23 protein-coding genes and 1 riboswitch are annotated in these 25,084 nt (G+C 69.8%); of the genes, 7 read left to right on the top strand and 16 right to left on the bottom strand.

Annotation, left to right across the window (positions count from 1 at the left end; all coding sequences use genetic code 11):
- Positions 1-9: 9 nt before the first annotated feature.
- From HJD23_RS31425 to HJD23_RS31410, 4 genes are all read right to left on the bottom strand, one after another.
- On the bottom strand, positions 10-1,032 hold the full coding sequence (locus HJD23_RS31425; protein WP_171115430.1) for a C40 family peptidase: 1,023 nt from the start codon (positions 1,030-1,032) through the stop codon (positions 10-12).
- A gap of 249 nt (positions 1,033-1,281) precedes the next feature.
- On the bottom strand, positions 1,282-2,313 hold the full coding sequence (locus HJD23_RS31420) for an NlpC/P60 family protein (protein ID WP_171115432.1): 1,032 nt from the start codon (positions 2,311-2,313) through the stop codon (positions 1,282-1,284).
- 240 nt (positions 2,314-2,553) lie between these two features.
- A complete protein-coding gene (locus tag HJD23_RS31415) occupies positions 2,554-3,903 on the bottom strand; it encodes an NYN domain-containing protein (RefSeq protein WP_171115434.1) in 1,350 nt (449 codons plus the stop codon).
- A gap of 35 nt (positions 3,904-3,938) precedes the next feature.
- On the bottom strand, positions 3,939-4,178 hold the full coding sequence (locus HJD23_RS31410) for a hypothetical protein (protein ID WP_171115436.1): 240 nt from the start codon (positions 4,176-4,178) through the stop codon (positions 3,939-3,941).
- Between the two features lie 173 nt (positions 4,179-4,351).
- Here HJD23_RS31410 and HJD23_RS31405 point away from each other — a divergent pair, with 173 nt between their 5' ends.
- Positions 4,352-5,086, top strand: a complete 735-nt coding sequence (locus tag HJD23_RS31405) for a rhomboid family intramembrane serine protease (protein ID WP_171115438.1) — start codon at positions 4,352-4,354, stop codon at positions 5,084-5,086.
- On the top strand, positions 5,083-5,364 hold the full coding sequence (locus HJD23_RS31400) for an Lrp/AsnC ligand binding domain-containing protein (protein WP_141314915.1): 282 nt from the start codon (positions 5,083-5,085) through the stop codon (positions 5,362-5,364). The genes HJD23_RS31405 and HJD23_RS31400 overlap by 4 nt, the downstream gene beginning before the upstream one ends.
- Positions 5,365-5,817: 453 nt before the next feature.
- On the opposite strand, the gene HJD23_RS31390 is transcribed toward HJD23_RS31400, so the two are convergent.
- The 6 genes from HJD23_RS31390 to HJD23_RS31365 form a co-directional block, all read right to left on the bottom strand.
- Positions 5,818-7,194 carry an aminotransferase class V-fold PLP-dependent enzyme gene (locus HJD23_RS31390; RefSeq protein ID WP_171115442.1) on the bottom strand — a complete coding sequence of 459 codons (1,377 nt, stop codon included), beginning with the start codon at positions 7,192-7,194 and terminating at the stop codon, positions 5,818-5,820.
- Positions 7,195-7,341: 147 nt separating this feature from the next.
- A riboswitch (SAM riboswitch) is annotated at positions 7,342-7,458 on the bottom strand.
- 79 nt (positions 7,459-7,537) lie between these two features.
- The gene (gene trpD / locus HJD23_RS31385; RefSeq protein ID WP_171115444.1) at positions 7,538-8,602 is read right to left on the bottom strand and encodes an anthranilate phosphoribosyltransferase; all 1,065 of its coding nucleotides are present in this window, start codon (positions 8,600-8,602) and stop codon (positions 7,538-7,540) included.
- Positions 8,603-8,738: 136 nt separating this feature from the next.
- A complete protein-coding gene (locus tag HJD23_RS31380) occupies positions 8,739-10,376 on the bottom strand; it encodes a cytochrome bc complex cytochrome b subunit (RefSeq protein ID WP_171115446.1) in 1,638 nt (545 codons plus the stop codon).
- On the bottom strand, positions 10,373-11,422 hold the full coding sequence (locus HJD23_RS31375; RefSeq protein WP_171115448.1) for a Rieske 2Fe-2S domain-containing protein: 1,050 nt from the start codon (positions 11,420-11,422) through the stop codon (positions 10,373-10,375). Before HJD23_RS31375 ends, HJD23_RS31380 begins: the two co-directional genes overlap by 4 nt.
- Positions 11,419-12,231 (bottom strand): c-type cytochrome, encoded by an 813-nt coding sequence (locus HJD23_RS31370; RefSeq protein ID WP_171115450.1) that lies wholly within the window; start codon positions 12,229-12,231, stop codon positions 11,419-11,421. The genes HJD23_RS31375 and HJD23_RS31370 overlap by 4 nt, the downstream gene beginning before the upstream one ends.
- Before the next feature lie 64 nt (positions 12,232-12,295).
- Positions 12,296-12,916 carry a heme-copper oxidase subunit III gene (locus HJD23_RS31365; protein ID WP_171115452.1) on the bottom strand — a complete coding sequence of 207 codons (621 nt, stop codon included), beginning with the start codon at positions 12,914-12,916 and terminating at the stop codon, positions 12,296-12,298.
- A gap of 144 nt (positions 12,917-13,060) precedes the next feature.
- Here HJD23_RS31365 and HJD23_RS31360 point away from each other — a divergent pair, with 144 nt between their 5' ends.
- A complete protein-coding gene (locus HJD23_RS31360) occupies positions 13,061-13,462 on the top strand; it encodes a response regulator transcription factor (protein WP_171115453.1) in 402 nt (133 codons plus the stop codon).
- 28 nt (positions 13,463-13,490) lie between these two features.
- Here the strand turns inward: HJD23_RS31360 and HJD23_RS31355 are convergent, their stop codons facing one another.
- The 4 genes from HJD23_RS31355 to coxB form a co-directional block, all read right to left on the bottom strand.
- Positions 13,491-14,753, bottom strand: a complete 1,263-nt coding sequence (locus HJD23_RS31355) for an Ig-like domain-containing protein (protein WP_171115455.1) — start codon at positions 14,751-14,753, stop codon at positions 13,491-13,493.
- A 141-nt stretch (positions 14,754-14,894) separates the two neighbouring features.
- The gene (locus HJD23_RS31350; protein WP_171115457.1) at positions 14,895-15,293 is read right to left on the bottom strand and encodes a cytochrome c oxidase subunit 4; all 399 of its coding nucleotides are present in this window, start codon (positions 15,291-15,293) and stop codon (positions 14,895-14,897) included.
- Positions 15,290-17,023: a cytochrome c oxidase subunit I gene (gene ctaD / locus HJD23_RS31345; RefSeq protein WP_171134094.1), complete on the bottom strand. Its 1,734-nt coding sequence runs from the start codon at positions 17,021-17,023 to the stop codon at positions 15,290-15,292. Before ctaD ends, HJD23_RS31350 begins: the two co-directional genes overlap by 4 nt.
- Entirely contained in the window at positions 17,020-17,979 is a 960-nt protein-coding gene (coxB, locus tag HJD23_RS31340; protein ID WP_171109846.1) for a cytochrome c oxidase subunit II, read from the bottom strand. The genes ctaD and coxB overlap by 4 nt, the downstream gene beginning before the upstream one ends.
- 265 nt (positions 17,980-18,244) lie before the next feature.
- Between coxB and HJD23_RS31335 the strand changes: the two genes are divergently transcribed.
- Complete coding sequence (locus tag HJD23_RS31335) at positions 18,245-19,621, top strand: cysteine desulfurase/sulfurtransferase TusA family protein (RefSeq protein WP_171109847.1); 1,377 nt, start codon at positions 18,245-18,247, stop codon at positions 19,619-19,621.
- A gap of 21 nt (positions 19,622-19,642) precedes the next feature.
- Here the strand turns inward: HJD23_RS31335 and HJD23_RS31330 are convergent, their stop codons facing one another.
- Positions 19,643-20,617 (bottom strand): carbohydrate kinase family protein, encoded by a 975-nt coding sequence (locus HJD23_RS31330; RefSeq protein WP_171109848.1) that lies wholly within the window; start codon positions 20,615-20,617, stop codon positions 19,643-19,645.
- Positions 20,618-20,823: 206 nt separating this feature from the next.
- On the opposite strand from HJD23_RS31330, the gene HJD23_RS31325 reads away from it, so the two are divergent.
- A complete protein-coding gene (locus HJD23_RS31325; RefSeq protein ID WP_171109849.1) occupies positions 20,824-21,033 on the top strand; it encodes a hypothetical protein in 210 nt (69 codons plus the stop codon).
- Between the two features lie 116 nt (positions 21,034-21,149).
- Positions 21,150-23,087 (top strand): hypothetical protein, encoded by a 1,938-nt coding sequence (locus HJD23_RS31320; RefSeq protein ID WP_171109850.1) that lies wholly within the window; start codon positions 21,150-21,152, stop codon positions 23,085-23,087.
- Between the two features lie 74 nt (positions 23,088-23,161).
- On the opposite strand, the gene HJD23_RS31315 is transcribed toward HJD23_RS31320, so the two are convergent.
- Positions 23,162-23,518 carry an iron-sulfur cluster assembly accessory protein gene (locus tag HJD23_RS31315; RefSeq protein WP_006135694.1) on the bottom strand — a complete coding sequence of 119 codons (357 nt, stop codon included), beginning with the start codon at positions 23,516-23,518 and terminating at the stop codon, positions 23,162-23,164.
- Between the two features lie 343 nt (positions 23,519-23,861).
- Between HJD23_RS31315 and nadA the strand changes: the two genes are divergently transcribed.
- Entirely contained in the window at positions 23,862-25,046 is a 1,185-nt protein-coding gene (gene nadA / locus HJD23_RS31310; protein ID WP_171109851.1) for a quinolinate synthase NadA, read from the top strand.
- The last annotated feature ends 38 nt before the right edge of the window (positions 25,047-25,084 follow it).

Genomic DNA, 25,084 nt, shown 5'->3' with positions numbered 1-25,084 from the left:
GCCGCCCGGTCAGACCCTGGTGACCCCCGCGACCGGCATCATGCCGACCGGGTCGTAGCGCACCGGCGCGCCCGGGTAGGGGGCGTGGATGACCTGGCCGTTGCCCATGTACATGGCGACATGGCTGGCGTCGTCCCGGTAGGTGATCAGGTCGCCGGGCCGGGCCTCGGAGAGCGGGACCTGGCGGCCTGCCACGCGCTGCGCCTGCGAGGTGCGGGGGATCGCGATCCCGGCCTGGGCGTACGACCACTGCATCAGGCCGGAGCAGTCGAAGCCGCCGGGACCGGCCGCGCCCCACACATAGGGCTTGCCGAGCGCGGCGCGGGCGGCGGCGACCGCGGCGGCGGCGCGGCCGGAGGCGGGGACGGCACCCCCGAGCTCGGGCAGGTCGAAGCGGCCGGAGCGGGAGGCCCGGTCATAGGCGGCGCGTTCGTCGTTGGGGAGGGCGTTGAGGAGTGCGCGGGCCTCGGCGAGCTTCTTCTCGACGGTGCGCTTGTGGGCGGCGACGGCCTGGCGGCTCTTCTCCAGTTCGCCGAGCCTCTCGGCGGCCTGCGCCCGCTCCTGGGTGAGCGTGCGCATGGCCTCCTGCAGGTCCCTCAGCTGCCCGGCCTGGTGCAGGGTGATCCGGTCCAGGACGGCGGCCTTGTCGAGGTAGTCCTCCGGGTTGTCGGAGAACAGCAGGGCGAGGGTGGGGTCGATGCCGCCGTGGCGGTACTGGGCGCCGGCCAGCGAACCCAGCGCCTCCCGCATGGAGTTGATGCTCTGCTGCTGCCGGGCGATCCGGTCCTGTGCCCGGCGCACCTGCCCGTGCAGCGCGTCGGCGCGCTCGTCGGCCTGGTTGTAGGCCTCGGTGGCCTTCTCGGCCTCCGCGTAGAGGCGGTCCACCTCGGCGCGGGTGTCGTCGAACGGCGCGGCCTGCGCCGGTACGGCGGTGAAAGCGGCCGCGGCGGCCGACACCACGCCGACGGCGAGACGCGCCACGCAGGCGCCCTGGTCGAACCCGGACGGTGCAAGGCGGCGATGGGACCCCACGAGAAGCCGCGCTCCTTCCACTGGCGGACAGGAAAATCCCCCGGCGCCGGGCGGCGGCCCGACGATGGGGAAACGCGGCCGACAGTAGCCCTGTCGTGGGGCACCGGCCAAAGAGCTCGGGGGGCCTTCAACGCCTCACCCCGCCGCTGACGCAGGTCATGGGCGGGGTGTGGGGTCACAGACCGGTCCCGTAATTCGCCCGAACGGGCGGTACGGGGTCCTGATCTTGAAGCGGCCCGTGCCGGCTTTTCAGACCCGGACGCCGAACTGGTACGGCATGTTGTTGATCGACTCGTAGCGCACGACCGTGCCGGTGCGCGGGGCGTGCAGCACCTGGCCGTTGCCCGCGTAGAAGCCGACGTGGTGCAGGTCGCCGTAGAAGAACACCAGGTCGCCGACCCGGAGGTCGCTCTGCGAGTAGATGCGGGTGCCGATGTTGGCCTGCGCCTGCGAGGTGCGCGGGATGGAGATGCCGGCCTGGGCGAAGGCCCAGGAGGTGAGGCCCGAGCAGTCGAAGGAGGACGGGCCGGAGGCGCCGTAGACGTAGGGCGAGCCGAGCTTGCTCTGCGCGGCGCCGTAGGCCGAGGAAGCGCGGCCGGTGGCGGGGGCGCCGGAGCTGAGAGCGGTGCGCTCGCTGGCGCGGCTGGCGCGCTCCTGCTCGGCGGCGAGGGCCGCCTTCTCGGCGGCGGTGAGGGAGTTGAGCAGCTTCTGCGCCTCGGCGAGCTTGCCCTGAACTTCCTTCTTCTTCTTGCCAAGTTCGCTGCGGGTGGCGGCGAGGTCCTTGAGCTTGTCGGAGGCCTCGGCGCGCTCCTGGGCGAGTTCGCGCTGCTTCTCCTGGATCTTCTTCAGCGCGTCGACCTGCTGGGCGCTCAACTGGTCGAGCGTGGAGGCCTTGTCGAGGTAGTCGTCCGGGTCGGCGGAGAGGAAGAGCTGCAGGGAGGGGTCTATGCCGCCCGAGCGGTACTGGGCGCTGGCCATCAAACCGAGGCCGTCGCGCAGCTCGTTGACCTCTTCCTGGCCACGGGCGACGTTGTCCTGGATGGTGGAGATCTCCTTCTGGAGCTTCTCCTGCTTCTCCTTGGCGCCGTTGTACTTCTCGGTGGCCTGCTCGGCCTGCTCGTAGAGCTTGTCGACCTTGGCCTTGACCTCGTCCTTGCTCGGCTTCTCGCTCGGCGCGGCGTTGGCGGCCTGCGAGCTGAGGGCGACGGCAGCGGCGGCTGCGGTGGTCAGCACGGTCACGCGTGTGCGACTGGGCTGCTTGGGTCGACGGTGGGACGCCACGGGGGCAATCTCCTTCTTGTGAGTGATCACCCGATCGGAGGTTCGAGGCCAGACCCTAGTGACCTCGCTGTGATCAGATCAAATCCTCACATGAAAAATCTCGGTGACCGAGCGCATCCTTTACCTACAACTCACGCGCAGTGATGCGTGTTGACGCTACGTTGCGTGACGGTCCTGTCAATTCGGGCATTCCCTGGGCACATTGCACGGTTGGGACATGCGGTGCGCATGGGGCACATGTCAGCTGCGCGAGAGCCGCTTCAGCAGCACCGCCGACGCCACCGGCCGCGCCCCCGCCCGGGCCACCCCGTCGGCCACCTCGCGGTCGGTCGAGACGACGATGACCGGACGCCCGGGCGGCTCGGCGCGCACCAGCTGGCGGATCAACTCGTCGGCGGTGACACCCGGTTTGGAGAACAGCACCCGCACTCCGCGCGGCGGCGCCAGCAGCACCGGCGCGGCCAGTTCGGCCCCGTCGAAGACACAGGTCACCTCGGCACCGGACTGCGCGGCGAGCTGCGAGAGCTGCCCGAGCAGCCGCAACCGCTGCTTCTCCAGCGGCATTTGGGGATAGCCGGTCTTGGTGACGTTGTAGCCGTCGACGACCAGATGGGCCTGCGGCAGCGCGAGAAGCTGGTCGAGGATCGCGGGGTCGTGCTCGGACAACGCCCGTGCGGCGATGTCCTTCGGGGTCATTCGTCCCGGTTCGACCGCGTCCACGGTCTCGGCGGGGCGTACGGACACCGGTGGCAGCGCCAGTTCCCGGCGCAGCCCCTGCGCCGCGTCCAGCACGGTGTCGAGCAGCAGCCGTACCCGCATGTCCTCGACGCTGCGTCCCTCGCGCGCGGCCCGGCGGGTGGCCTCCAGGGTGGCCTCGGCCTCCCCGAGCCGCGCCTTGAGCCGCCGCGCCTCGCTCTCGGCGGCGGACATCTGGGCCTGGCCCTCGGCGCGTACGGCCTCGATCTCGGCCTGCACCTTGCGCAGCGCCGCCTCGCCGCGCTTGACGTCGCTGAGCGCGGCCCGCAGCTTGCGGTGCAGCGATTCGGCTTCCTTGCGGGCGGCGTCCAGCTCGGCGCGCAGCCGCTCGGTCTCGGCGCGGGTGTGGTCGCGGGCGGCGGCGAGTTCGGTGCGCAGCCGCTCCAGTTCGGCGCGGTTCTCCTCGTCGGCGCGCTCGGCGTCGGCCCGCTGGGCCTCCTCGCCGGCGGCGGCGACCAGCTTCACCCAGCCGATCGGGCGCAGCACATACGCGGCGGCCGCCACGTCCAGCGGATCCGCGGCCGGCGGCGGCGATCCGGCGTCGAGGGCACCGGCCAGCTCGGGCTGGGCCTCGCGGAACTTCTCGCCGATGCGCTGCCGGAACAGCGGGTCGGTCTCCACTGCCGCGGCCATCGCGTTACCGGCGAACTTGGCCCGACGATTCGGGGCGAACCGGGCGTACTGCCGCAGCTGTGCGGGCAGTTCGGCCATCGTCAGCCCGCCGAAGCCGTCGGAAACGATCTGTACGACCTTCCGGCGCACTCCTTCGGGCAGCGGACGGTCGAGCACCTCAGCGGCGCCGTCGCCCGGCCCCCCGCCTGCGGTCTCCACCATCCGTCACCCCAATGCCCCTGCGGGGCCGGTCCCTGTCAGGAGCCGGCGCCCGGCCTGTCCACGAGTTCCACCTGATCCACGGCGTTGCACCACCGGCACCGCACCGACTCGATGGTCTCACTGACCACCTCGCGCTCCTCGACCCTCGGCTCACCGGCGAGGTCGAGGTGGACGTACTCGACGACCTTCGAGGAGCGGGTCACGTCGAAGCGCGTCAGATTGCCGCAGAGGGTGCAGCGCCACCGCGTGGTGTCGGTCGGCAGGGGAACCGTCATCGTGGCTGTTCGCTTTCCTTCTAGTTTCGGTGATGCGTAGTTTCCGTGATGCGCCAGTTTCCCTGGAGCGTGTGGCTCGTAACCCTACGGCCTGGCGGGTACCCGACGCCCGCCCGTCCCGGGCGGCGAGGCGGTCTGTGCGGTTGCGTCCGCTTACGTCATGCTCTGTGTCCATGATCAGCCTCTGGAGCGCGGTGGGCCGCCGGGCGGTCCGCCTACCGCAGGCGCCGGTGATGTACGGACTGATCGCCCTGTGCTGCCTGATCTTCCTGATCGGCCCCGCCTCGGGCCTCAGTCCGGCGTACGGCTCCGGCGACGAGCTGCTCGCCGTGCAGCGGGCGTACTTCCGCCACTGGGGAGTGATCCCCGCAGAACTGTTCGAGGGCTCCCCGAGGGCCGCCCTCACCCCGGCCACGGCCCTCTTCGTGCACGGCAGCTGGGTGCACCTGCTCGGCAACATGCTCTTCCTCTACGTCTTCGGGGTGATGACCGAGGAACGGATGGGCCGCGTCGAGTTCACCCTCTTCTACGTCGGCTGCGGCTACCTCGCGCTGCTGGGGTACGCGGCGGCCAACGCCGACTCCGAGCGGTCCCTGGTCGGCGCGTCGGGCGCGATCTCGGCGGTCCTCGGCGCCTTCCTGTTCCTCTTTCCCCGGGCCCGGGTGACCAGCCTCCTGCCGTTCCTGTTCTTCCTGCCGCTGCGCTTCCCGGCGTGGGTGGTGCTGCCCTTCTGGGTGGCCCTCCAGTGGCTGGCGGCGGGCCGGGCGTCCAGCGGGCCGGGGGTGGCCTATCTGGCCCACCTGGTGGGCTTCGGCCTGGGCTTTGCTTACGCGTGGGCGCGGTATGGCCGTGCGGCTAGAGTGAAGGCCGCCCCAGCTCCGGCCCCCGAGGGAGAGAACCAGCCGTGATCACCGCGATCGTCCTGATCAAGACCAGCGTGGACCGGATCCCCGAGATCGCCGAGCAGATCGCCGCGCTGGACTCCGTCAGCGAGGTCTTCTCCGTCACCGGCACCTACGACCTGATCGCCATGGTCAGGGTGAAGCGCCACGACGACCTCGCCGACGTCATCCCCGGCAGCATCAGCAAGATCCCCGGCGTGGAGGCGACGGACACGCACGTGGCGTTCCGGACCTACTCCCAGCACGACCTGGAGGCGGCGTTCGCGATCGGGCTGGACAGTTAGGTCCGCCGTCGTTCGGATCATGTCGCGGGACGCGGGGCCCGGCCCTCAGCCGGTGACATTGACCGCCGCGAGGCCCTTGGCGGACGGGACGCAGACGCGGCTGCCGCGGCACCCGTGGCGGCGTCGAGGGCGTACAGATGGTCGTCGTAGCAGCCCACGTACACCGTCCCGTCGGCCACCACGGGCGTCACGTCCGGCGCCCAGGTCGCCGTAGCCGACGAGGACCGGGCCAGGGTGAGCCACCCCCGTCGCCGCCCGCGTCGCGTTCCCGGGTCAGGTGGACCCCGCCCACCGGCACACCGGCCGCCAGCAGCCCTCCGGCGGCCGAGGTGAGCAGGCGGGGGCGAGATACACCTCGCCCATGCCACCGGCACCGAGTCTGGTACCCCGTTGCTCCCCTGTCCCGCATACGGCTGCCGAGGGGAGCGTCTACGCCGTGGCCGCGTCAGCGGTTCACACGGCGGGGACGCAACGCCCGTCCACGGTCCGGTAGTTCCACTTCGCGCCGTCGCGGACCAGTTCCCGCACCGCCCCGACGAACCGCTCGACATGCTCGTCCGGCGTGCCCGCCCCGAAGCTCACGCGGATCGCGTTGAGCGACTTCTCGCCGGGAGCCGCCTCGGGGGCGCCGCACTCGCCCTGGGTCTGCGGGTCGCTGCCGAGCAGGGTGCGGACGAGGGGATGGGCGCAGAAGAGGCCGTCGCGGACGCCGATGCCGTACTCGGCGGAGAGGGCGGCGGCGAAGTGCGAGCTGTTCCAGCCGTCGACGACGAAGGAGAGCACACCGACGCGGGGGGCGTCCGCGCCGAACAGGGACAGGATCCTGACCTCGGGGACCTCGGCGAGGCCCGCCCGGACCGTCCGGATCAGGTGCTGCTCGCGGGCGACCAGCGTGTCGAAACCGGCCTCGGTGAGCGCCTTGCAGGCCGACGCGATGGCGTAGGCGCCGATGACGTTCGGGGAGCCCGCCTCGTGCCGGGCGGCGCTCTCGTGCCACTCCACGTCCACGCCGCCGTCCGCCCGCCGGGCCACCTTGCGGCTGGCGCCGCCGCCCGCGAGGTACGGCTCGGCCTCGCGCAGCCAGTCGGCGCGGCCGGCGAGGACGCCGGAGCCGAAGGGGGCGTACAGCTTGTGCCCGGAGAAGGCGACCCAGTCGACGTCCAACTCCCGTACGGACACCGGGTGGTGGGGCGCGAGCTGGGCGGCGTCCAGCACGATCCGGGCACCGTGCGCGTGCGCGGCCGCGGCGAGCTCCCGTACCGGCCACAGCTCGCCGGTGACGTTGGAGGCGCCCGTGACGCAGACCAGGGCCGGGCCGTGGCCCTCTTGAATGGATGCAGTCCGGTCGGCGAGCGCGCGCTCCAGGGTCCGCACGGCCTGCTGCGGGGTGCGCGGCGCGTTGAGGTAGGTGACGTGGGCGTCCCGCCAGGGCAGCAGGGAGGCGTGGTGCTCGGTCTCGAAGACGAAGACCTGGCAGCCGGCGGGGAGGGCGGCGGCGAGCAGGTTGAGCGAGTCGGTGGTGGACCGGGTGAAGACCACCTGGTCGTCGCCCCGGCAGTCGAGGAACTCGGCGACGGTCCGGCGGGCGTTCTCGAACAGGTCGGTGGAGAGCTGGGAGAGGTAGCCGGCGCCGCGGTGGACGCTGCCGTAGTACGGCGCGTAGGCCGCCACGTCGTCCCAGACACGCCGGAGGGCGGGGGCGCTGGCCGCGTAGTCGAGCGCGGCGTAGGTGACTTCACCACCGGTGACGAGCGGAACGGTGACATCCCGCCCCAGAACGGGCAGCAGGGCACAAACAGACTGGTCGGCGGCAGCGGTGGAGACGGACATGGGGAACTCCCGTGAGAGGCAGAGAGAGAAAGAGAGAGAAAGGGTGTGCGGAGGCGGGGCTCGACGCCCTAGCGCATTCGCTTGCTCACGGGAGGCTCCTCGACGACCAGGACCCCTGCCCTCACAAAAATCAAGAACTGTGCGAGGGGTCCGCGCTTGCCGTAGACCTCGCTGCCTACGGCCTGGTCTTCACCCGGGGCACCCCGCCACGGACGGAGGGTTGCCGGACAGTCGGCCGGGGCCTCATGACTGTCACTCATGACCTGGACAGGAACGTACGTGAAGTGTTCGGCGTCCCGCAACCCGAGTCCGGATCGCGGGACGCACGCCACACTCCGTCCGGTTACGCGTTGCTGACGGCCACCCAGCGGTCCAGGACGCGCTTGGCGGCGCCGGAGTCGATCGACTCGGCCGCTTTCCGCATGCCGGCGCGGATCTGCTCGGTCAGCGGTCCGTCACCCGGCCGCAGCGCCACCAGCGCCGCCGCCGCGTTCAGCAGCACCGCGTCCCGTACGGGGCCGGGCTCGCCGTCCAGCAGGCGCCGGGCGACCTCGGCGTTGTACGAGGCGTCCGCGCCGCGCAGCGCCTCCACCGGCACCAGGTCGATGCCGGCCTCGCGCGGATCGAAGGTCTCCTCGGTCACCTTGCCGTCCCGGACCACCCAGACCTTCGACGTCGACGTGGTCGTCAGCTCGTCGAGGCCGTCGTCGCCCCGGAAGACCAGCGAGGAGTTGCCGCGCTCGGCGAAGACACCGGCGACGATCGGCGCCATCCGGAGGTCCGCGACGCCGACCGCCTGGGCCTTGACCTTCGCCGGGTTCGTGAGCGGGCCCAGGAAGTTGAAGGTCGTGCGGATGCCCAGCTGGCCTCGCGCCGCCGCCACATGGCGCAGCGCCGGATGGAACTTCACCGCGAAGCAGAAGGTGATGCCGGCCTCCTCGGCGACCTCCGCGACCCGCTGCGGCGTCAGTTCCAGATTGACGCCCAGCTTCTCCAGCACGTCGGACGCGCCGGAGGCGGAGGACGCGGCGCGGTTGCCGTGCTTGACGACCTTCGCGCCCGTACCGGCGATGACGATCGCCGACATGGTCGAGATGTTCACCGTCTTCGCGCCGTCGCCGCCGGTCCCGACGATGTCGACCGTCTCCCCCGGCACCTCGATGACGTTCGCGTGCTCGTACATCGTCCGCACGAGCCCGGTGATCTCCTCGACGGTCTCGCCCTTGGCCCGCAGCGCCACCGCGAACCCGGCGATCTGCGCGTCCGTCGCCTCGCCCCGCATGATCAGGTCCATCGCCCAGGCGGTGTCGTCGGCGCTCAGGTCACGGCCGTCCAGCAGGCCGTTCAGCAGGGCGGGCCAGGAACGGCCCGCCGCGGTGTCGCCTCCAGCGGGGGTCACAGCGCTCATAAGCCGCTCCTGGGTCGGTCCCGTCGTACGGGACACCTGTCTCGAACAAGGTCCACCCTATCCAGCCCGGGGCACGGCGAAGGGCCCCGTCCGGACATCGGACGGGGCCCCTGCCGTGGCGTGGCGAGTGCAGCGATCAGTGGTGGCCGTGGCCGCTCGTGATCTCCTTGTACTCCTCGACGGTGGGCTTGGGGATCTGGGCGCCCTCACCGAAGTACGCGTCGCTGAGCTTGGCGCGCAGCTTCTCGGAGCCCTTCACCTTGCGCTCGACACCGTTCTCGTCGACCGTCGGGCCGATCTCGGCCGGCTGGTACTGCTCGTGTGCCGTGAGCGTGTACAGCGCCTCCTGGCTGAGCGGCTCGTGGACCTCGATGAACTCACCGTGCGGCAGGCGCTTGATGGTGCCGGTCTCCCGGCCGTGCAGCACCTTGTCCCGGTCCCGGCGCTGCAGGCCGAGGCAGATCCGCTTGGTGATGATGAAGGCGACGACCGGTCCGGCGAAGAAGCCGATCCGGACGAACCACGTGACCGCGTTGATCGACAGATGGAAGTGGGTGGCGACGATGTCGTTGCCACCGCCGATCAGCATGATCATGTAGGCGGTGACCCAGGCGACGCCGAAGGCGGTGCGGGTCGGGGCGTTGCGCGGCCGGTCCAGGATGTGGTGCTCGCGCTTGTCCCCGGTGATCCACGCCTCGATGAACGGGTACATCGCGATCAGGCCGAGGAACAGACCGAACAGCACCAGCGGCACGAACACGCCCAGGACCAGCGTGTGACCCCAGAAGTCGATCTCCCAGCCGGGCATGGCGCGGACGAGGCCTTCGGCGAAGCCCATGTACCAGTCGGGCTGGGCGCCGGTGGACACCAGGTCCGGACGGTACGGGCCGAGCACCCAGATCGGGTTGACGGTCGCGATGGCGGACAGGGCCGCGATGAGACCGAAGACCAGGAAGAAGAAGCCTCCGGCCTTGGCCATGTAGACCGGCAGCAGCGGCATGCCGACGACGTTCTTGTTGCTCTTGCCGGGACCCGCGAACTGCGTGTGCTTGTGGTAGAAGACCAGGATCAGGTGTGCCACCACGAGGCCGAGCATGATGCCCGGCAGCAGCAGGATGTGGATCGAGTAGAAGCGGGCCACGAAGTCGGTGCCCGGGAACTCTCCGCCGAACAGGAAGAACGAGATGTACGTGCCGACGATCGGCACGGACAGGATCGCGCCCTGGGTGAAGCGGACACCGGTGCCGGAGAGCAGGTCGTCCGGGAGCGAGTAACCGGTGAAACCGGTGAACATGCCGAGGACGAACAGCAGGAAGCCGAACAGCCAGTTGATCTCACGCGGCTTGCGGAACGCGCCGGTGAAGAAGACGCGCATCATGTGCACGAACATGGCGGCCAGGAAGATGATCGCCGCCCAGTGGTGGATCTGCCGGATCAGCAGACCGCCGCGCACGTCGAAGCTGATGTCCAGCGTGGAGGCGTACGCCTCACTCATCAGCACGCCCTGCATGGGGACGTAACTGCCGTGGTACTCCACCTCGTTCATCGACGGGTGGAAGAACAGCGTCAGGTACACACCCGTGAGGATGATGATGATGAAGCTGTAGAGCGCGACCTCACCCAGCATGAAGGACCAGTGGTCCGGGAAGATCTTGCGCATGTTGGCCTTGGCCAGGGAGTAGATCCCGAGCCGGCCGTCGGCCCAGTCGGCGACGCGCTCGCCGGCCGGTGCCTTCCCGCGAGAGCGGGACTCGGAGGTGGTCGTAGTGCTCATCCGCGCTCCCAGAATGCAGGACCGACGGGCTCTTCGAAGTCGCCGAGCGCCTCGAGGTAACCCTCGTCGTTCACGCCGATCCGCAGCTGCGGCAGGGCGTGACCGGCGGGGCCGAAGATGACCCGGGCACCGTCGGACAGGTCGAAGGTGGACTGGTGGCAGGGGCACAGCACGTGGTGCGTCTGCTGCTCGTACAGCGAGATCGGGCAACCGACGTGGGTGCAGATCTTCGAGTACGCCACGATGCCCTCGTGCGACCACGCCAGCTCGCGCGGGTCCTTGATGTCGCCCGGCTGGAGCCGCACGATCATCAGGGCCGCCTTGGCGATCTCGGTGTTGAAGTCGTGGTCGTGCTCCTCCAGGCCCTCGGGCTTGGCGAACGTGAGCGAGCCGACGGCGACGTCCGAGGGACGCAGCGGCTCGTTCGTGTTCATGTTGACGAGGAGCTTGCCCCTCCTCCACAGGGTGTGCCGGAGCTTCTCCTCGGGCAGCGGCCCGAGGTCGCGCAGCAGGACGATGCCGGACAGCGGCACCAGGGTGAGCGCGCCGAGCATCGTGTTGCGGATCAGCTTGCGGCGGCCGATCGCGGACTCCTTGGCGCCCTGCCGGAAGTCCGCGTGGACCTTCGCGCGGACCTCGGGGGAGGCCTCGATCGGGTGGCGCTCGTCGGCGATCTCCACGTCGGACATCAGGGTGCGGGCCCAGTGGACCGCGCCCGCGCCGATGCAGAACAGCGCGAGGCCGAGGGTCATGCCGAGCGCGAAGTTCAGCGCGCTGATGTGCCCGAGCGGCCAGATGTAGACGGACTTGTCGATCGGCAGCGTCACGAACGAGGCGATGAAGCCGACCGTGGCCAGCATCGACACGGTGAACAGCAGGGCCACCGTGCGCTCGGACCGCTTGGCGGCCCGCTCGTCGATGTCCTGGATCCGGTGCTCGTGCGGCGGCAGACCGGGGTCCGCGAAGGGGTGCTTCTCGTCGGCGACGTCGACCGCGCCGCCCCGCTCGGCGGGCAGGTTCTCTTCTGGGATGTCTTGGCTACTCATGACTTCTTGGCCTTTGCGGTCCGGGCGGCGACCCACACGGCGACGGCGATCAGCCCGCCGAGACCGAAGATCCAGCCGAAGAGGCCCTCACTGACCGGCCCGAGGCCGCCCAGCTCCAGACCGCCGGGGCTCTCCGTATCGGAGCTGTTGACCGCCTCCAGGTACGCGATGATGTCCTTCTTGTTCTGCTCGGTCAGCACCGTGTCGGGGAAGGAGGGCATGTTCTGCGGGCCGGTCTGCATGGCCTCGTAGATGTGCTTCGGGTCGACGCCTTCCAGGGTCGGCGCGTACTTGCCCCGGGTGAGGGCACCGCCCTTGCCGGTGAAGTTGTGGCACTGCGCGCAGTTGGTACGGAACAGCGTGCCGCCCTCGGCGATGTCCGCGCCCTCCGTGCCGTACTGCTCCTCGGTCGGGATGCTCGGACCGGCGCCGAGCGAGGCGATGTACGCGGCGAGCTGGTCGATCTCGGCCTGCGTGTAGATGACCTTCTTCCGCGGCACCTGGGCGCCCTGGGAGGTCGCGGCCGGCATACGGCCGGTGCCGACCTGGAAGTCGACGGCCGCCGCGCCCACGCCGACCAGGCTCGGACCGTCGGAGGTGCCCTGACCGCCGGTGCCGTGGCAGCTGGCGCAGCCGACGGCGTAGAGCTTCTTGCCCTCTTCGATGGCGAGGGACTGGGCTGTTTCATCGGCCTGCGCCTTACCCGTAGGCGCGAGCGCGGTGTACAGCACCCCCGTGGCCGCCAGCGCGAGGAGTAGGACGACGACCGCCGCCAGCGGATGGCGTCGTCGTGCGGAGAGCTTTTTCACGGATTACCCCGGTGTCAGGATCTTCTGCGTCGAGTCTTCTGGAATGCGCGGGAGCGGGTCCCGGCTACTTGATCATGTAGATCGTGGCGAAGAGGCCGATCCAGACGACGTCGACGAAGTGCCAGTAGTAGGACACGACGATGGCGGCGGTCGCCTGCTCGTGGGTGAACCTCCGGGCCGCGTAGGTACGGCCGAGGACCAGCAGGAAGGCGATGAGTCCGCCCGTCACGTGCAGGCCGTGGAAGCCGGTGGTCAGGTAGAAGACCGAGCCGTACGGGTCGGACGAGAGCGAGAGGCCCTCGTGCTTGACCAGCTCGGTGTACTCGTAGACCTGACCGCCGATGAAGATCGCACCCATCACGAAGGTGACGATGAACCACATCCGGAGCTTCTTGACGTCACCGCGCTCGGCGGCGAACACGCCCAGCTGGCAGGTGAGGGAGGAGAGCACCAGGATCGTGGTGTTGGTCGCCGAGAACGGGAAGTTCAAGGCCGCGGCCTTCTCACTCCAGAACTCGGGACCGGTCACCGATCGCAGGGTGAAGTACATCGCGAAGAGGGCCGCGAAGAACATCAGCTCGGAACTCAGCCAGATGATGGTTCCGACGCTGGTGAGGTTCGGCCGGTTGACCGACGGGTGCGCGTGCCCGGTATCTACTGTCGTTGCTGTCGCCACGACCGACATTATGTCGGTCGCTTATCCCGCCCTCACTCCGGGGGGTGCCGTTCGGAGTGTCTCCTCGCTTCGTACTGGTGTTGACGTGGTGTTCAAGGGAGTAGCATCCGCGTCACGGGCCTTGCCGTACGACGCCGAAGTCACGGAGGAACCATGCAGCCGACCGCCACCGTGCTGGTCTACAGCGACGACTCCAACACCCGCCAGCAGGTGCGGCTCGCGACCGGCCGCCGGCCCGCTCCGGACGTCCCTGTGGTGGAGTTCGTGGAGTGCGCCACTCCGGGCGCCGTCGTCAAGGAGCTGGACAAGGGCGGGATCGATGTCTGCGTCCTGGACGGTGAGGCCGTGCCGATGGGGGGCATGGGTGTGTGCCGGCAGATCAAGGACGAGGTGTTCGACTGCCCGCCGGTGCTGTTGCTCATCGGGCGCCCTCAGGACGCCTGGCTGGCCACGTGGAGCCGGGCCGACGCCGCGGTGACGTTGCCTGTGGAGCCGGTGGAGTTCGCTTCGGCGTTGGCTGCGTTGTTGCGGTCCAAGAGGCTTATGAGCGCCTAGGGAGTTCCCCGCGCCCTCAGGGCGTTGTTCAGACACTCTGGGGCCTCAGTCTTGCCCGGTCCACCTCTGTCGGGCCCTCGGGGTCGCCGGTGACCAGGGCGCTGCCCTTGAGCCACTTCGCCCAGTCGACGTTCCAGTCACCGAAGCCGTTGCCGAACGGTTCCATCGTCTTGCCGTAGGAGTTGACCACCTTGACGATGTCGCCGGGGCGGACGTTCTCATAGAACCAGGCGGCGTTGCTGGTCCGCATGCCGATGCAGCCGTGGCTGACGTTGGCGGAGCCCTGGTCGCCGACGGACCAGGGGGCGGCGTGCACGTACTCGCCGCTCCAGGTGACCCGGGTGGCGTAGTAGACGGGCAGGTCGTACGACTCCGAGGTGCCCGCGGCGATGCCGACCGTGGTGCCGCGCATGCGTACGAAGTACTCCTTGCCGATGACCACCTTGACCCCGTTGCGGGTCTCGAATCCGGGCTTGCCCATGGTGATCGGGATGGAGTTGATCTCCTTGTCGTTCTTGTAGACGGTCATGTAGTGGCTGGCGCCGTCCGCGACGGCGACGATCCGGTCGCCCGTGGTGATTTTCAGGGGCTTGGCGGTGCCGCCCCACAGGCGGTCGTTGATCTTGATGCCGGCGAGGTTGCTGCGCACCTGGATGGTGGCGTTGACGGGCCAGTACTGCTCGGGCCGGTAGTGGAGCTTCTTGTCGTCCACCCAGTGCCAGGAGCCGTCCACGACGGGGCTGGTGACCACTTTCAGACCGCGTTCGACGATCGCGCGCTGTGCCTTGTCCTTGACAGGCTGGCTCAGGTCGGCGGTGATGGGCTGGCCCACACCGTACTTGCCCGCCTGGGGGCCGAAGGTGACGTTCAGCCGGGTCTTGGTGCGGGGCTTGCCGGTGTCGAAGGTGACGACCCGGCGGCCGGGCGCCCCGTCGTCGTCCTCGGTGCTCACCCGGACCGTGTAGTGCGCGTCCGCGGCCAGCGGTGAGGTGCTGTGCCAGCGCCCGCCGTCGGCCGAGAGTTCACCCGAGACATGGCGTCCGGCGGCGTCCGTGGCCGTGACGTCCGTGATCCGGCCCTCGGAGCCCTCGACCGTCACCTCCAGGGGCTTGTCCGGGTCGGCCTTCTTCCCGGCCTTGGTGGGGCCGTTGAAGGAGATCTGCTCCGCGGCGTCGTACGGCGTGGCGGACAGCGGGTTGCCATCGCCGCCGCAGGCGGTGACGCCCGCGCCGAGGGCGATCACCACCAGCGTGCAACCGGCGACTCTGCTGGTGCGCGATGAGTGGCTCATGCCTTCACGCTAGGAAGGTTCGTCAACCTCGGCGCGGTGAGCCATCCGGACGAGTGACGCCGTCCGTGTGAAACATGCGGAACGACGGAGCCCGGACCCTCCTGACGGAGTGTCCGGGCTCCTCAAACGCTCGTGCGCGTCCTACTGGGTTTGGTTCTCACCGCGGTAGTACTCGAAGACCCAGCCCCAGACGCCGATCAGGATCAGCGGGGCGGAGAAGTACAGCAGCCACCAGCCGACCGCGACACCGAGGAACGCGAGGGCGCCACCGATGCCCAGGGACAGCGGCTGCCAGCTGTGCGGGCTGAAGAAGCCCAGCTCGCCCGCGTCGTCCGCGACGTCGGCCTCCTTGTTGTCCTGGGCACCGACGTCGACCCGCTTGGCGGTGAAGCCCAGGTAGAAGCCGATCATGATGGCCAGGCCGAAGGCCAGGAAGAGGGCGGTGGTGCCGGCCGGCTCCTTCGACCACAAGCCATAGACGATCGCCATGGCGAGGATGAAGACGCTCAGCCACATGAACATCTTGCCCTGGATCTTCACTTCCCGGCCTCCTTGCTACCCGCCAGGGCGCTGGCACCGTGCCCGCCGTGGCCGATCTCCTCGAGCGCGGCGATGTCGGGGTGGTGCAGGTCGAACGCCGGGGATTCGCTGCGGATCCGCGGCAGGGTGAGGAAGTTGTGCCGCGGCGGCGGGCAGGAGGTGGCCCACTCGAGCGAGCGGCCGTAGCCCCACGGGTCGTCGACGCCGACCGGCTTGCCGTACTTGGCCGTCTTCCACACGTTGTAGAAGAACGGCAGGATCGACAGGCCGAGCACGAAGGAGCTGATCGTCGAGATCGTGTTCAGGGCGGTGAAGCCGTCGGCTGCCAGGTAGTCGGCGTACCGGCGCGGCATGCCCTCGGCGCCCAGCCAGTGCTGGACCAGGAAGGTGCCGTGGAAGCCGATGAACAGCGTCCAGAAGGTGATCTTGCCGAGGCGCTCGTCGAGCATCTTGCCGGTCCACTTCGGCCACCAGAAGTGGAAGCCGGAGAACATCGCGAAGACGACGGTGCCGAAGACCACGTAGTGGAAGTGCGCCACCACGAAGTACGAGTCGGAGACGTGGAAGTCCATCGGCGGCGAGGCCAGGATGACACCGGTCAGACCACCGAAGGTGAAGGTGATCAGGAAGCCGGTCGCCCAGAGCATCGGCGTCTCGAAGGACAGTGAGCCCTTCCACATCGTGCCGATCCAGTTGAAGAACTTCACACCGGTCGGGACGGCGATGAGGAACGTCATGAAGGCGAAGAACGGCAGCAGCACACCACCGGTGACGTACATGTGGTGGGCCCACACCGTCACGGACAGACCCGCGATCGCGATGGTCGCCGCGATCAGACCCGAGTAGCCGAACATCGGCTTGCGGGAGAAGACCGGGATGACCTCACTGATGATGCCGAAGAACGGCAGCGCGATGATGTACACCTCTGGATGGCCGAAGAACCAGAAGAGGTGCTGCCACAACAGCGCTCCGCCGTTGGACGCGTCGAAGACGTGCGCCCCGAACTTACGGTCCGCCTCCAGCGCGAACAGCGCGGCGGCCAGGACCGGGAAGGCGAGCAGGACCAGCACACCGGTCAGCAGCACGTTCCAGGTGAAGATCGGCATGCGGAACATGGTCATGCCGGGGGCGCGCATGCAGATGATCGTGGTGATGAAGTTGACCGAGCCGAGGATGGTGCCGAAGCCGGAGAAGGCCAGACCCATGATCCACATGTCGGCGCCGATGCCCGGTGAGCGGACCGCGTCCGACAGCGGGGAGTAGGCGAACCAGCCGAAGTCCGCCGCACCCTGCGGGGTGAGGAAGCCGCCCACCGCGATCAGCGAGCCGAACAGGTAGAGCCAGTAGGCGAACATGTTCAGCCGCGGGAACGCCACGTCCGGCGCGCCGATCTGCAGCGGCATGATCCAGTTCGCGAAACCGGCGAACAGCGGCGTCGCGAACATCAGCAGCATGATCGTGCCGTGCATCGTGAACGCCTGGTTGAACTGCTCGTTCGACATGATCTGCGTACCCGGGCGGGCGAGCTCGGCGCGCATGAAGAGCGCCATCACGCCACCGATGACGAAGAACGCGAACGACGTGACCAGGTACAGCGTGCCGATCGTCTTGTGGTCGGTGGTCGTCAGCCACTTCACCACGACATTGCCGGGCTGCTTGCGCCGGACCGGCAGCTCGTTCTCGTAGGAACCGGCTTCCGCGGCACCCGCGGGTTCGTTGAGGATGCTCACAGCTGGTTCACCTCCCGGTCCTTCTCGTGGTCCGTCTGCTCGATGCCGGCGGGAACGTAGCCGGTCTGCCCCTGCTTGGCGAGGTCCCTGAGGTGCTGCTCGTAGCGCTCAGGAGAGACGACCTTTACGTTGAACAGCATCCGGGAGTGGTCGACGCCGCACAGCTCGGCGCACTTGCCCAGGAAGGTGCCCTGCTTGTTGGGGGTCACCTGGAAGGCGTTGGTGTGGCCGGGGATGACGTCCTGCTTCATCAGGAACGGCACCACCCAGAAGGAGTGGATGACGTCGCGCGAGGTGAGGACGAAGCGGACCGTCTTGCCCTCGGGGAGCCAGAGGGTCGGGCCCGGGTTGCCCGTCTGCGGGTTCCGCTCACCCGGCGTACCACAGGTGTAGACCCCGCCGGCGTTCGCCGGGAAGTCCGCCTTGTAGCGGTTCGGAATGGCGTCCAGGGCCGGGGCGGTCCTGGCGTCGCCCGTCGAACCTTCGACTTCCTCGATGTAGTTGAAGCACCAGCTCCACTGGAAGCCGACCACGTTCACCGTGACGTCGGGCTTCTTCGACATGTCGAGGAGCTTGGACTCGTCGCGTGCCGTGAAGTAGAAGAGGACCGAGACGATGATGATCGGAACCACCGTGTACAGCGCCTCGATCGGGACGTTGTACCGGGTCTGCGGAGGAACTTCGATCTTGGTGCGGCTGCGCCGGTGGAAGATCGCACTCCACAGAATGAGGCCCCACACCAGCACGCCGACGGCGAGCGCGGCAGCCCAGGATCCCTGCCACAGGGAGAGGACGATCGGCGCCTCTTCCGTGGTGGGGGTGGGCATACCAAGGCGGGGGAAGTCCTCCCATGTGCAACCGGTGGCGGTCGCCAGGACCAGGCCCGCGGTCAGTGCCTGCAGCAGCTTCCGCCGCATCGGGCGCCGCGGCGAGCGGTCGGAGCCGTTGGGACTCACGTAGCGCCTTCCCGAGAGTCTCGCCCGCGCGTTGTGGCTGCGGCCTGCCTTACTCGGTGGTCGGTCGCCGCCCTGCGTCGGGCAGGGGTTTGGATGTTTATGCGGACCAAACCCTAGCCGACGCCCTCCGGGGGTTCGCGGGGAGGGGTGCCTACTCACTCCGTGGGTTCGCTTGTTTGGCGGCTGCGGGTGTGTGGGGGGCTGGTCGCGCAGTTCCCCGCGCCCCTGGGGGACGACAGCCTGCCCGGCGTTTTAGCGTTGCTGTGTGGCTTACTTCGACGCGGCTTCCAGTGCTCCTCTTCATCCTGTTGCCCGGCAGGCCCTGCAGGCCTCTCTTGATGAGGGGTGGGCCGATCCTGCCCGTCTGTACCGGGAGGGGCGGCGGGCGCGGTTGCTGCTGGACGCGGCGCGGGAGGCGGCCGCCGAGGCCGTGGGGTGCCGACCGGACGAGTTGGTGTTCGTCCCATCCGGGACGCGGGCCGTGCACGCGGGTGTCGCGGGTGCGTTGGCCGGGCGTCGGCGGGTCGGGCGTCACCTGATCGTGTCAGCGGTCGAACACTCCTCGGTGATCCATGCGGCCGAGGTGCACGAGGCGGACGGCGGTACGACCACCCAGGTGGCGGTGGGCCGCGAAGGCGCCGTGCGTGCGCAGGCGTACGCGGAGGCGCTGCGGCCCGACACCGCGCTGGCGTGTCTGCAGTCGGCCAACCACGAGGTGGGGACCGTGCAGCCGGTGGCCGAGGTGGCGTCGGTGTGCCGTCAGGCCGGGGTGCCGCTGCTGGTGGACGCGGCGCAGTCGCTGGCGTGGGGGCCGGTCGAGGGTGACTGGTCGCTGCTGACGGCGAGTGCGCACAAGTGGGGCGGGCCGTCGGGGGTGGGCCTGCTGGTGGTGCGCAAGGGGGTGCGGTTCGCGCCGCAAGGGCCCGCGGACGAGCGGGAGTCGGGGCGGGCCGCCGGGTTCGAGAACATCCCGGCGATCGTCGCGGCGGCGGCTTCGCTGCGGGCCGTACGGGCCGAGGCGGCCCAGGAGGCGGTACGGCTGCGGGAGCTGACGGAACGGATCCGGGCGCGGGTTCCGGAACTGCTGGGCGATGTCGAGGTGGTGGGCGATCCGCGGCGGCGGCTGCCCGGGATCGTCACCTTCTCGTGTCTCTATGTCGACGGGGAGACTTTGCTGCACGAGTTGGACCGCGCCGGTTTCTCCGTCTCGTCCGGATCGTCCTGCACGAGCAGCACGCTGACGCCGAGCCATGTACTGAAGGCGATGGGGGTGCTGAGCGAGGGCAACGTACGGGTGTCGCTGCCGCTCGGGGCGGCGGAGGACGACGTCGACCGGTTCCTCCGGGTGCTGCCGGAGGCGGTCGCGACGGTGCGGGAGAAGCTCGGGGCGCCGGTCCCCAGCACGGTCGTACGGGAGGACGCGCTCGTCGTGGACGCGGTGGGCAAGCTGTGCCCGATCCCGGTGATCGAGCTGGCCAAGGTCATCGGGGACGTGCCGGTGGGCGGGACGGTGCGGGTGCTCGCGGACGACGAGGCGGCGCGGCTGGACATCCCGGCGTGGTGCGCGATGCGCGGGCAGGAGTACGCGGGTGAGGAGCCGGCGGACCAGGGCGTCGCCTACGTGGTCCGCCGACGGGTGTAGGGCCTGTCGGACAGGCCCTGGTCAGCCCAGGTGGGCCTGGACCTCGGCGGCGGCGTCATGGCCGTACGCCTTGGTGAAGCGGTCCATGAAGTGGGCGCGGCGCAGCGCGTACTCCTGGGTGCCGACCGTCTCGATGACGAGCGTGGCCAGCATGCAGCCGACCTGCGCGGCGCGCTCCAGGCCGACGCCCCAGGCCAGACCGGAGAGGAAACCGGCGCGGAAGGCGTCGCCGACGCCGGTGGGGTCGGCCTTGCGCTCCTCCTGCGGGCAGCCGACCTCGATCGGGTCCTCGCCGGCCCGCTCGATACGGACGCCCCGGGCGCCGAGGGTGGTGACACGGTGGCCGACCTTGCCGAGGATCTCCTCGTCGCTCCAGCCGGTCTTGTTCTCGATGAGACCCTTCTCGTACTCGTTGGAGAAGAGGTACGTCGCCCCGTCCAGCAGGATCCGGATCTCCTCGCCGTCCATGCGGGCGATCTGCTGGGAGAAGTCGGCGGCGAACGGGATGTTGCGGGAGCGGCACTCCTCGGTGTGCCGGAGCATCGCCTCCGGGTCGTCGGCGCCGATCAGGACGAGGTCGAGGCCGTCGACGCGGTCCGCGACGGTCTTCAGCTCGATGAGGCGGGCCTCGCTCATGGCGCCGGTGTAGAAGGAGCCGATCTGGTTGTGGTCGGCGTCCGTGGTGCACACGAAGCGGGCGGTGTGCAGGGTCTCGGAGATCCGCACGGAGGCGGTGTCGACGCCGTGCCGGTCCAGCCAGGCACGGTACTCGTCGAAGTCGGCGCCGGCCGCGCCGACCAGGATCGGCCGGGTCCCGAGCTGGCCCATCCCGAAGGCGATGTTGGCGCCCACGCCACCCCGGCGGACATCGAGCTTGTCGACCAGGAACGACAGCGAGACCGTGTGCAGCTGGTCCGCGACGAACTGGTCGGAGAAGCGGCCGGGGAAGGTCATGAGGTGGTCGGTGGCGATGGAGCCGGTGACTGCGATGCGCACGGCGTGGAATCTCCCGGGTGGAGGGGGTTGACGATTCACGCTACCCGGTTGCAGTACCGGCGCTGAAGCGGATGGCCGGATGGCGTGGGGAGACGGCCGGGAGTCGACCGGGAGTCGACAAAGGGGGCGCGGACGGCTGCGAAGGCGACAAAACTACCCGATAGTAGATCTTTCTTCGCCTGCCTCGGCGTGTCTACGGTGCCGCTATGACGAAACTCGACGACCCGGCCCCCACCTCCGCCGACCTGGAAGGCGACCTGGCCTCGCTGCGCGGCGACTGCGCCCGGATGGTCCCGCACTGGTCGGCCCCCGACCGGGGCACCACCCGCCCGGTCCCGCTGTCGCTGATCCACGGCGTGACCGTGCCGCCGAAGTCGGCCCGGCTGCTGGACGCGATGTCGGACTACGGCGACTGAGCCGACCCGCTTCCGGGAACCGTGCGCTCCCCCGCTGCGTCCCATCGCTGTCCCCCGTAAAGGGGAGACGGGATACGACCCACCAGCGTGAGCTGTGCAGCCGAAGGAGCGATGCGGTGAACACCGAGCGACCCGACAACGACGACGACGTCGCGGGCGGGACCGGCGCCGCCGAGCCGACCGACGACGGGGGGACCGCGCCGCGGGGTGCGGGGGAGGCACGGGCCTCTGGGGGCGCGCAGGGTTCCGGAGAGGCGCAGGCTTTTGGCGGCGCGCAGGGTCAGGGAGACGCGCAGGCCTCGGAGGCCGCCCCGGCCTCAGGCGGCGCCCAAGGCTCGGCAGACGCGCAGGTCTCCGAGGACGCGCAGGCCTCGGGCGACGCCGAGGAGGGCGCCGACCGCGAGGAGCCGGACGTCGCCCGTGACGAGCAGGGCGCGGATCAGGACGTCATCCGCATGGACCAGGACGGCACCCCCACCGACCAGGAAGGCGCCCGCACGGACCAGGACGGCACCCCCACCGACCAGGAAGGCGCCCGCACCGACCAGGAAGGCGTCCGCACGGACCAGGACGGCCCCCGCGCCGACCAGGACGTCGTCCGCGCCGACGAGGGCCACGAGCACCACGCCCCCCATCCCGCCCGCCGCCGCTCCCCCGCCGTCATCGCCTCCGTCGCCGCCGCCGTTCTGCTGGTCGGTGGCGGCGGAGCCTATCTCGCGGCGTCAGCCGGTGGCGGCTCCGGCAGTGCTACGGGGTCGGGTGCCCCGGCGGGCAACGGCACTCCCCCGCCGCTCGCCCTCGACGGCTACTCCTCCGGCGCCCCGAACGGCATCGCGCCCGGCGAACCCGACCCGAACGGCGTCACCTACAAGGCCGAGGGCGCCCTCCCGGACGGCCCGCGCTCGGCGGCCGTGCACTGGCCGAAGGGCGAGGTCACCAAGGAGGACGTGGCGAGGCTCGCCGAGGCGCTCGACCTCGACGGGACGCCGATCGCCGAGGGGCAGGCCTGGAAGATCGGCGGCCAGGACGGTCAGGGACCCAGCCTCCAGGTGAACCGGCAGGCGCCCGGCACCTGGACCTTCCACCGGTACGCCCCCGGCACCGACAACTGCCGGAGCACCACGGTGTGCGCCAAGTACCCCTCCGCCGATTCCGGCGATTCCGCCGATCCGGTGAGCGAGGAGGCGGCGCGGAAAGCGGCCGCGCCGATCCTGAAGGCGGTCGGCCAGGACTCCGCCAAGGTGGACGCCGGCCAGGTCATCGGCGCGCAGCGGGTCGTGAACGCCGATCCCGTGGTCGGCGGGCTGCCGACGTACGGCTGGCCGACCGGCGTCACGGTCGGCGCCCAGGGCGACGTGGTGGCCGCGAGCGGCCAGCTGACCGCGCCGGTGCAGGGGGCGACGTACCCCGTGCTGAGCGCGGAGCGGACGCTGGAGCTGATGAACGTGGCGCAGGCGCCCGCCCCGCGCGGCGGCATCGGCGGCTGCGCCAGTCCCGTACCGCTGGACGGCGACGCGGCCTGCGGAGAGACGCCCAGCGTGCCCCGGCAGGAGCAGGTCACCGTCGAGGACGCGGTGTTCGGGCTGGCCTCGCACTCGGTGGACGCCCGGCCGGCGCTGGTGCCGTCCTGGCTGTTCGAGGTGCGGGCACCGGGGGCGCAGGACAGCTTCACGGTGACGTATCCGGCGATCGACCCGAAGTACCTGACCTCGGCCCGGTCGGGCGGGCAGCCCAGTCCGCGGCCGTCCGAGCCGGGGGACGCGCCCCGCACCCGGGACGTCCAGGTCGAGGGCTACACCGCCGAGGGCCGGGAGCTGACCGTGAGTTTCACGGGCGGAGTGTGCGCCAAGTACGAGGCGAAGGCGGTCGAGGGTCCCGACACGGTGACCGTGACGGTGACCGAGAAGTCATGGCCGGACAAAGTCTGCATCCTGATCGCCAAGGTCCACTACCGGACCGTGCAGCTGGACGAGCCGCTCGGTGACCGGAAGGTGGTCGGCTCGGACGGCGAGCGCATTCCGCTGGAGAAGCCGGGAGCGCGGCTGCCGAAGTAGCCGACCGCAGCATGAAGGCGGCGGCCCCGCAAAAGGGGGCCGCCGCCTTCACTCATGCCTTGGTGGGGCGTCGCTCAGCTGAAGGAGTCACCGCAGGCGCAGGAACCCGTCGCATTCGGGTTGTCGATCGTGAAGCCCTGCTTCTCGATGGTGTCCACGAAGTCGATGGTCGCGCCGCCCAGGTACGGAGCGCTCATCCGGTCGGTGACGACCTTGACCCCACCGAAGTCCTTCTCCACGTCGCCGTCGAGCGAGCGCTCGTCGAAGAAGAGCTGGTAGCGCAGGCCGGAGCAGCCGCCGGGCTGGACGGCGACGCGCAGCGCGAGGTCGTCGCGGCCTTCCTGGTCGAGCAGCGCCTTGACCTTGGACGCGGCGGCGTCGGTCAGGATGATGCCGTCGGTGACGGTGGTGGTCTCGTCCGATACGGACATCTACATCTCTCCCGGGTTGTACGGAGACTGCTTGCCGACGGTTGCAACCGGCGGGGCCGCGGATTCATTCCGGGGCGGGCCCGTGTCTTTTCTCCTTGGCTCCCTCTTCATGCTCGCACACGCTTCCGTGAGCGCACAGCGGCCTGTGGACAACGGGGCAACGCCGTACGACGGGGAGGTGTCGGGATTCACGTCACATCGACGCTATGGCCATCGTCAAACTGACGTGAAGCGGTTATGATAGATAGCGTCATTTCGACGAAAAGTCGAAAAGGTGTCCCGTATGTCCCGCCGATCCGGCCTCCCCGGGTCGGCGAGCCGCAGAACAGAAAGGGTGCGTGTCGTGACCACCGCCCAGACCCAGGAGCTCGACGTACAGCCGACGCCCCTCGCCCTGCTGCTGCTCGGCCGTGAGGCCGACCCGAGGAGCGAGCGCGGCGTCGAGTGTCCCGGCGACCTGCCCTCGCCGTCCGACCCGGACCTGGTGATGCGCGCCCGCGCGGCCAAGGAGAAGCTGGGCGACAAGGTCTTCGTGCTCGGCCACCACTACCAGCGCGACGAGGTCATCCAGTTCGCGGACGTCACGGGCGACTCCTTCAAGCTGGCCAGGGACGCGGCCGCGCGCCCCGAGGCCGAGTACATCGTCTTCTGCGGCGTGCACTTCATGGCCGAGTCCGCGGACATCCTGACGTCCGATGACCAGAAGGTCGTGCTGCCGGACCTGGCCGCCGGCTGTTCGATGGCCGACATGGCGACGGCCGAGCAGGTCGCCGAGTGCTGGGACGTGCTGACCGAGGCCGGGATCGCCGAGCAGGTCGTGCCCGTCTCGTACATGAACTCCTCCGCCGACATCAAGGCGTTCACCGGCAAGCACGGCGGCACCATCTGCACCTCGTCCAACGCCAAGCGGGCCCTGGAGTGGGCGTTCGAGCAGGGCGAGAAGGTGCTGTTCCTGCCCGACCAGCACCTGGGCCGCAACACCGCCGTGCGGGACATGGGCATGTCCCTCGACGACTGTGTCGTCTACAACCCGCACAAGCCCAACGGCGGCCTGACCGGCGACGAGCTGCGGGCCGCGAAGATGATCCTGTGGCGCGGCCACTGCTCGGTGCACGGTCGCTTCAACCTCGACTCGGTCAACGACGTGCGCGAGCGCATCCCGGGCGTGAACGTGCTGGTCCACCCCGAGTGCAAGCACGAGGTGGTGTCGGCCGCGGACTACGTCGGCTCGACGGAGTACATCATCAAGGCGCTGGAGGCGGCCCCGGCCGGCTCCAAGTGGGCCATCGGCACGGAGCTGAACCTGGTCCGCCGCCTGGCGAACCGTTTCGCGCCGGAGGGCAAGGAGATCGTCTTCCTCGACAAGACGGTCTGCTTCTGCTCGACCATGAACCGCATCGACCTCCCCCACCTGGTCTGGGCCCTGGAGTCCCTGGCCGAGGGCAACCTGGTCAACCGCATCGAGGTCGACAAGGAGACGGAGGCGTTCGCGAAGCTGGCCCTGGAGCGGATGCTGGCGCTGCCGTAGCCTCCGGCGGTGCGACGCGTGAAGGGGGGCCGCACCTG

Origin of the sequence: Streptomyces sp. Z423-1 (assembly GCF_013009255.1) — a bacterium.
Taxonomy (GTDB): Bacteria; Actinomycetota; Actinomycetes; order Streptomycetales; family Streptomycetaceae; genus Streptomyces; species Streptomyces gossypiisoli.
Note: the sequence above shows the minus strand (reverse complement) of the source record. Positions and strands in the feature narration are given on the sequence as shown.

Coding starts and splice junctions, on each gene's coding strand:
- HJD23_RS31415 (WP_171115434.1), bottom strand. CDS start 3,903: ATGGTGGAGACCGCAGGCGGGGGGCCGGGCGACGGCGCCGCTGAGGTG.
- HJD23_RS31410 (WP_171115436.1), bottom strand. CDS start 4,178: ATGACGGTTCCCCTGCCGACCGACACCACGCGGTGGCGCTGCACCCTC.
- HJD23_RS31405 (WP_171115438.1), top strand. CDS start 4,352: ATGATCAGCCTCTGGAGCGCGGTGGGCCGCCGGGCGGTCCGCCTACCG.
- HJD23_RS31390 (WP_171115442.1), bottom strand. CDS start 7,194: ATGTCCGTCTCCACCGCTGCCGCCGACCAGTCTGTTTGTGCCCTGCTG.
- trpD (WP_171115444.1), bottom strand. CDS start 8,602: ATGAGCGCTGTGACCCCCGCTGGAGGCGACACCGCGGCGGGCCGTTCC.
- HJD23_RS31380 (WP_171115446.1), bottom strand. CDS start 10,376: ATGAGCACTACGACCACCTCCGAGTCCCGCTCTCGCGGGAAGGCACCG.
- HJD23_RS31375 (WP_171115448.1), bottom strand. CDS start 11,422: ATGAGTAGCCAAGACATCCCAGAAGAGAACCTGCCCGCCGAGCGGGGC.
- HJD23_RS31365 (WP_171115452.1), bottom strand. CDS start 12,916: ATGTCGGTCGTGGCGACAGCAACGACAGTAGATACCGGGCACGCGCAC.
- HJD23_RS31360 (WP_171115453.1), top strand. CDS start 13,061: ATGCAGCCGACCGCCACCGTGCTGGTCTACAGCGACGACTCCAACACC.
- HJD23_RS31355 (WP_171115455.1), bottom strand. CDS start 14,753: ATGAGCCACTCATCGCGCACCAGCAGAGTCGCCGGTTGCACGCTGGTG.
- HJD23_RS31325 (WP_171109849.1), top strand. CDS start 20,824: ATGACGAAACTCGACGACCCGGCCCCCACCTCCGCCGACCTGGAAGGC.
- HJD23_RS31315 (WP_006135694.1), bottom strand. CDS start 23,518: ATGTCCGTATCGGACGAGACCACCACCGTCACCGACGGCATCATCCTG.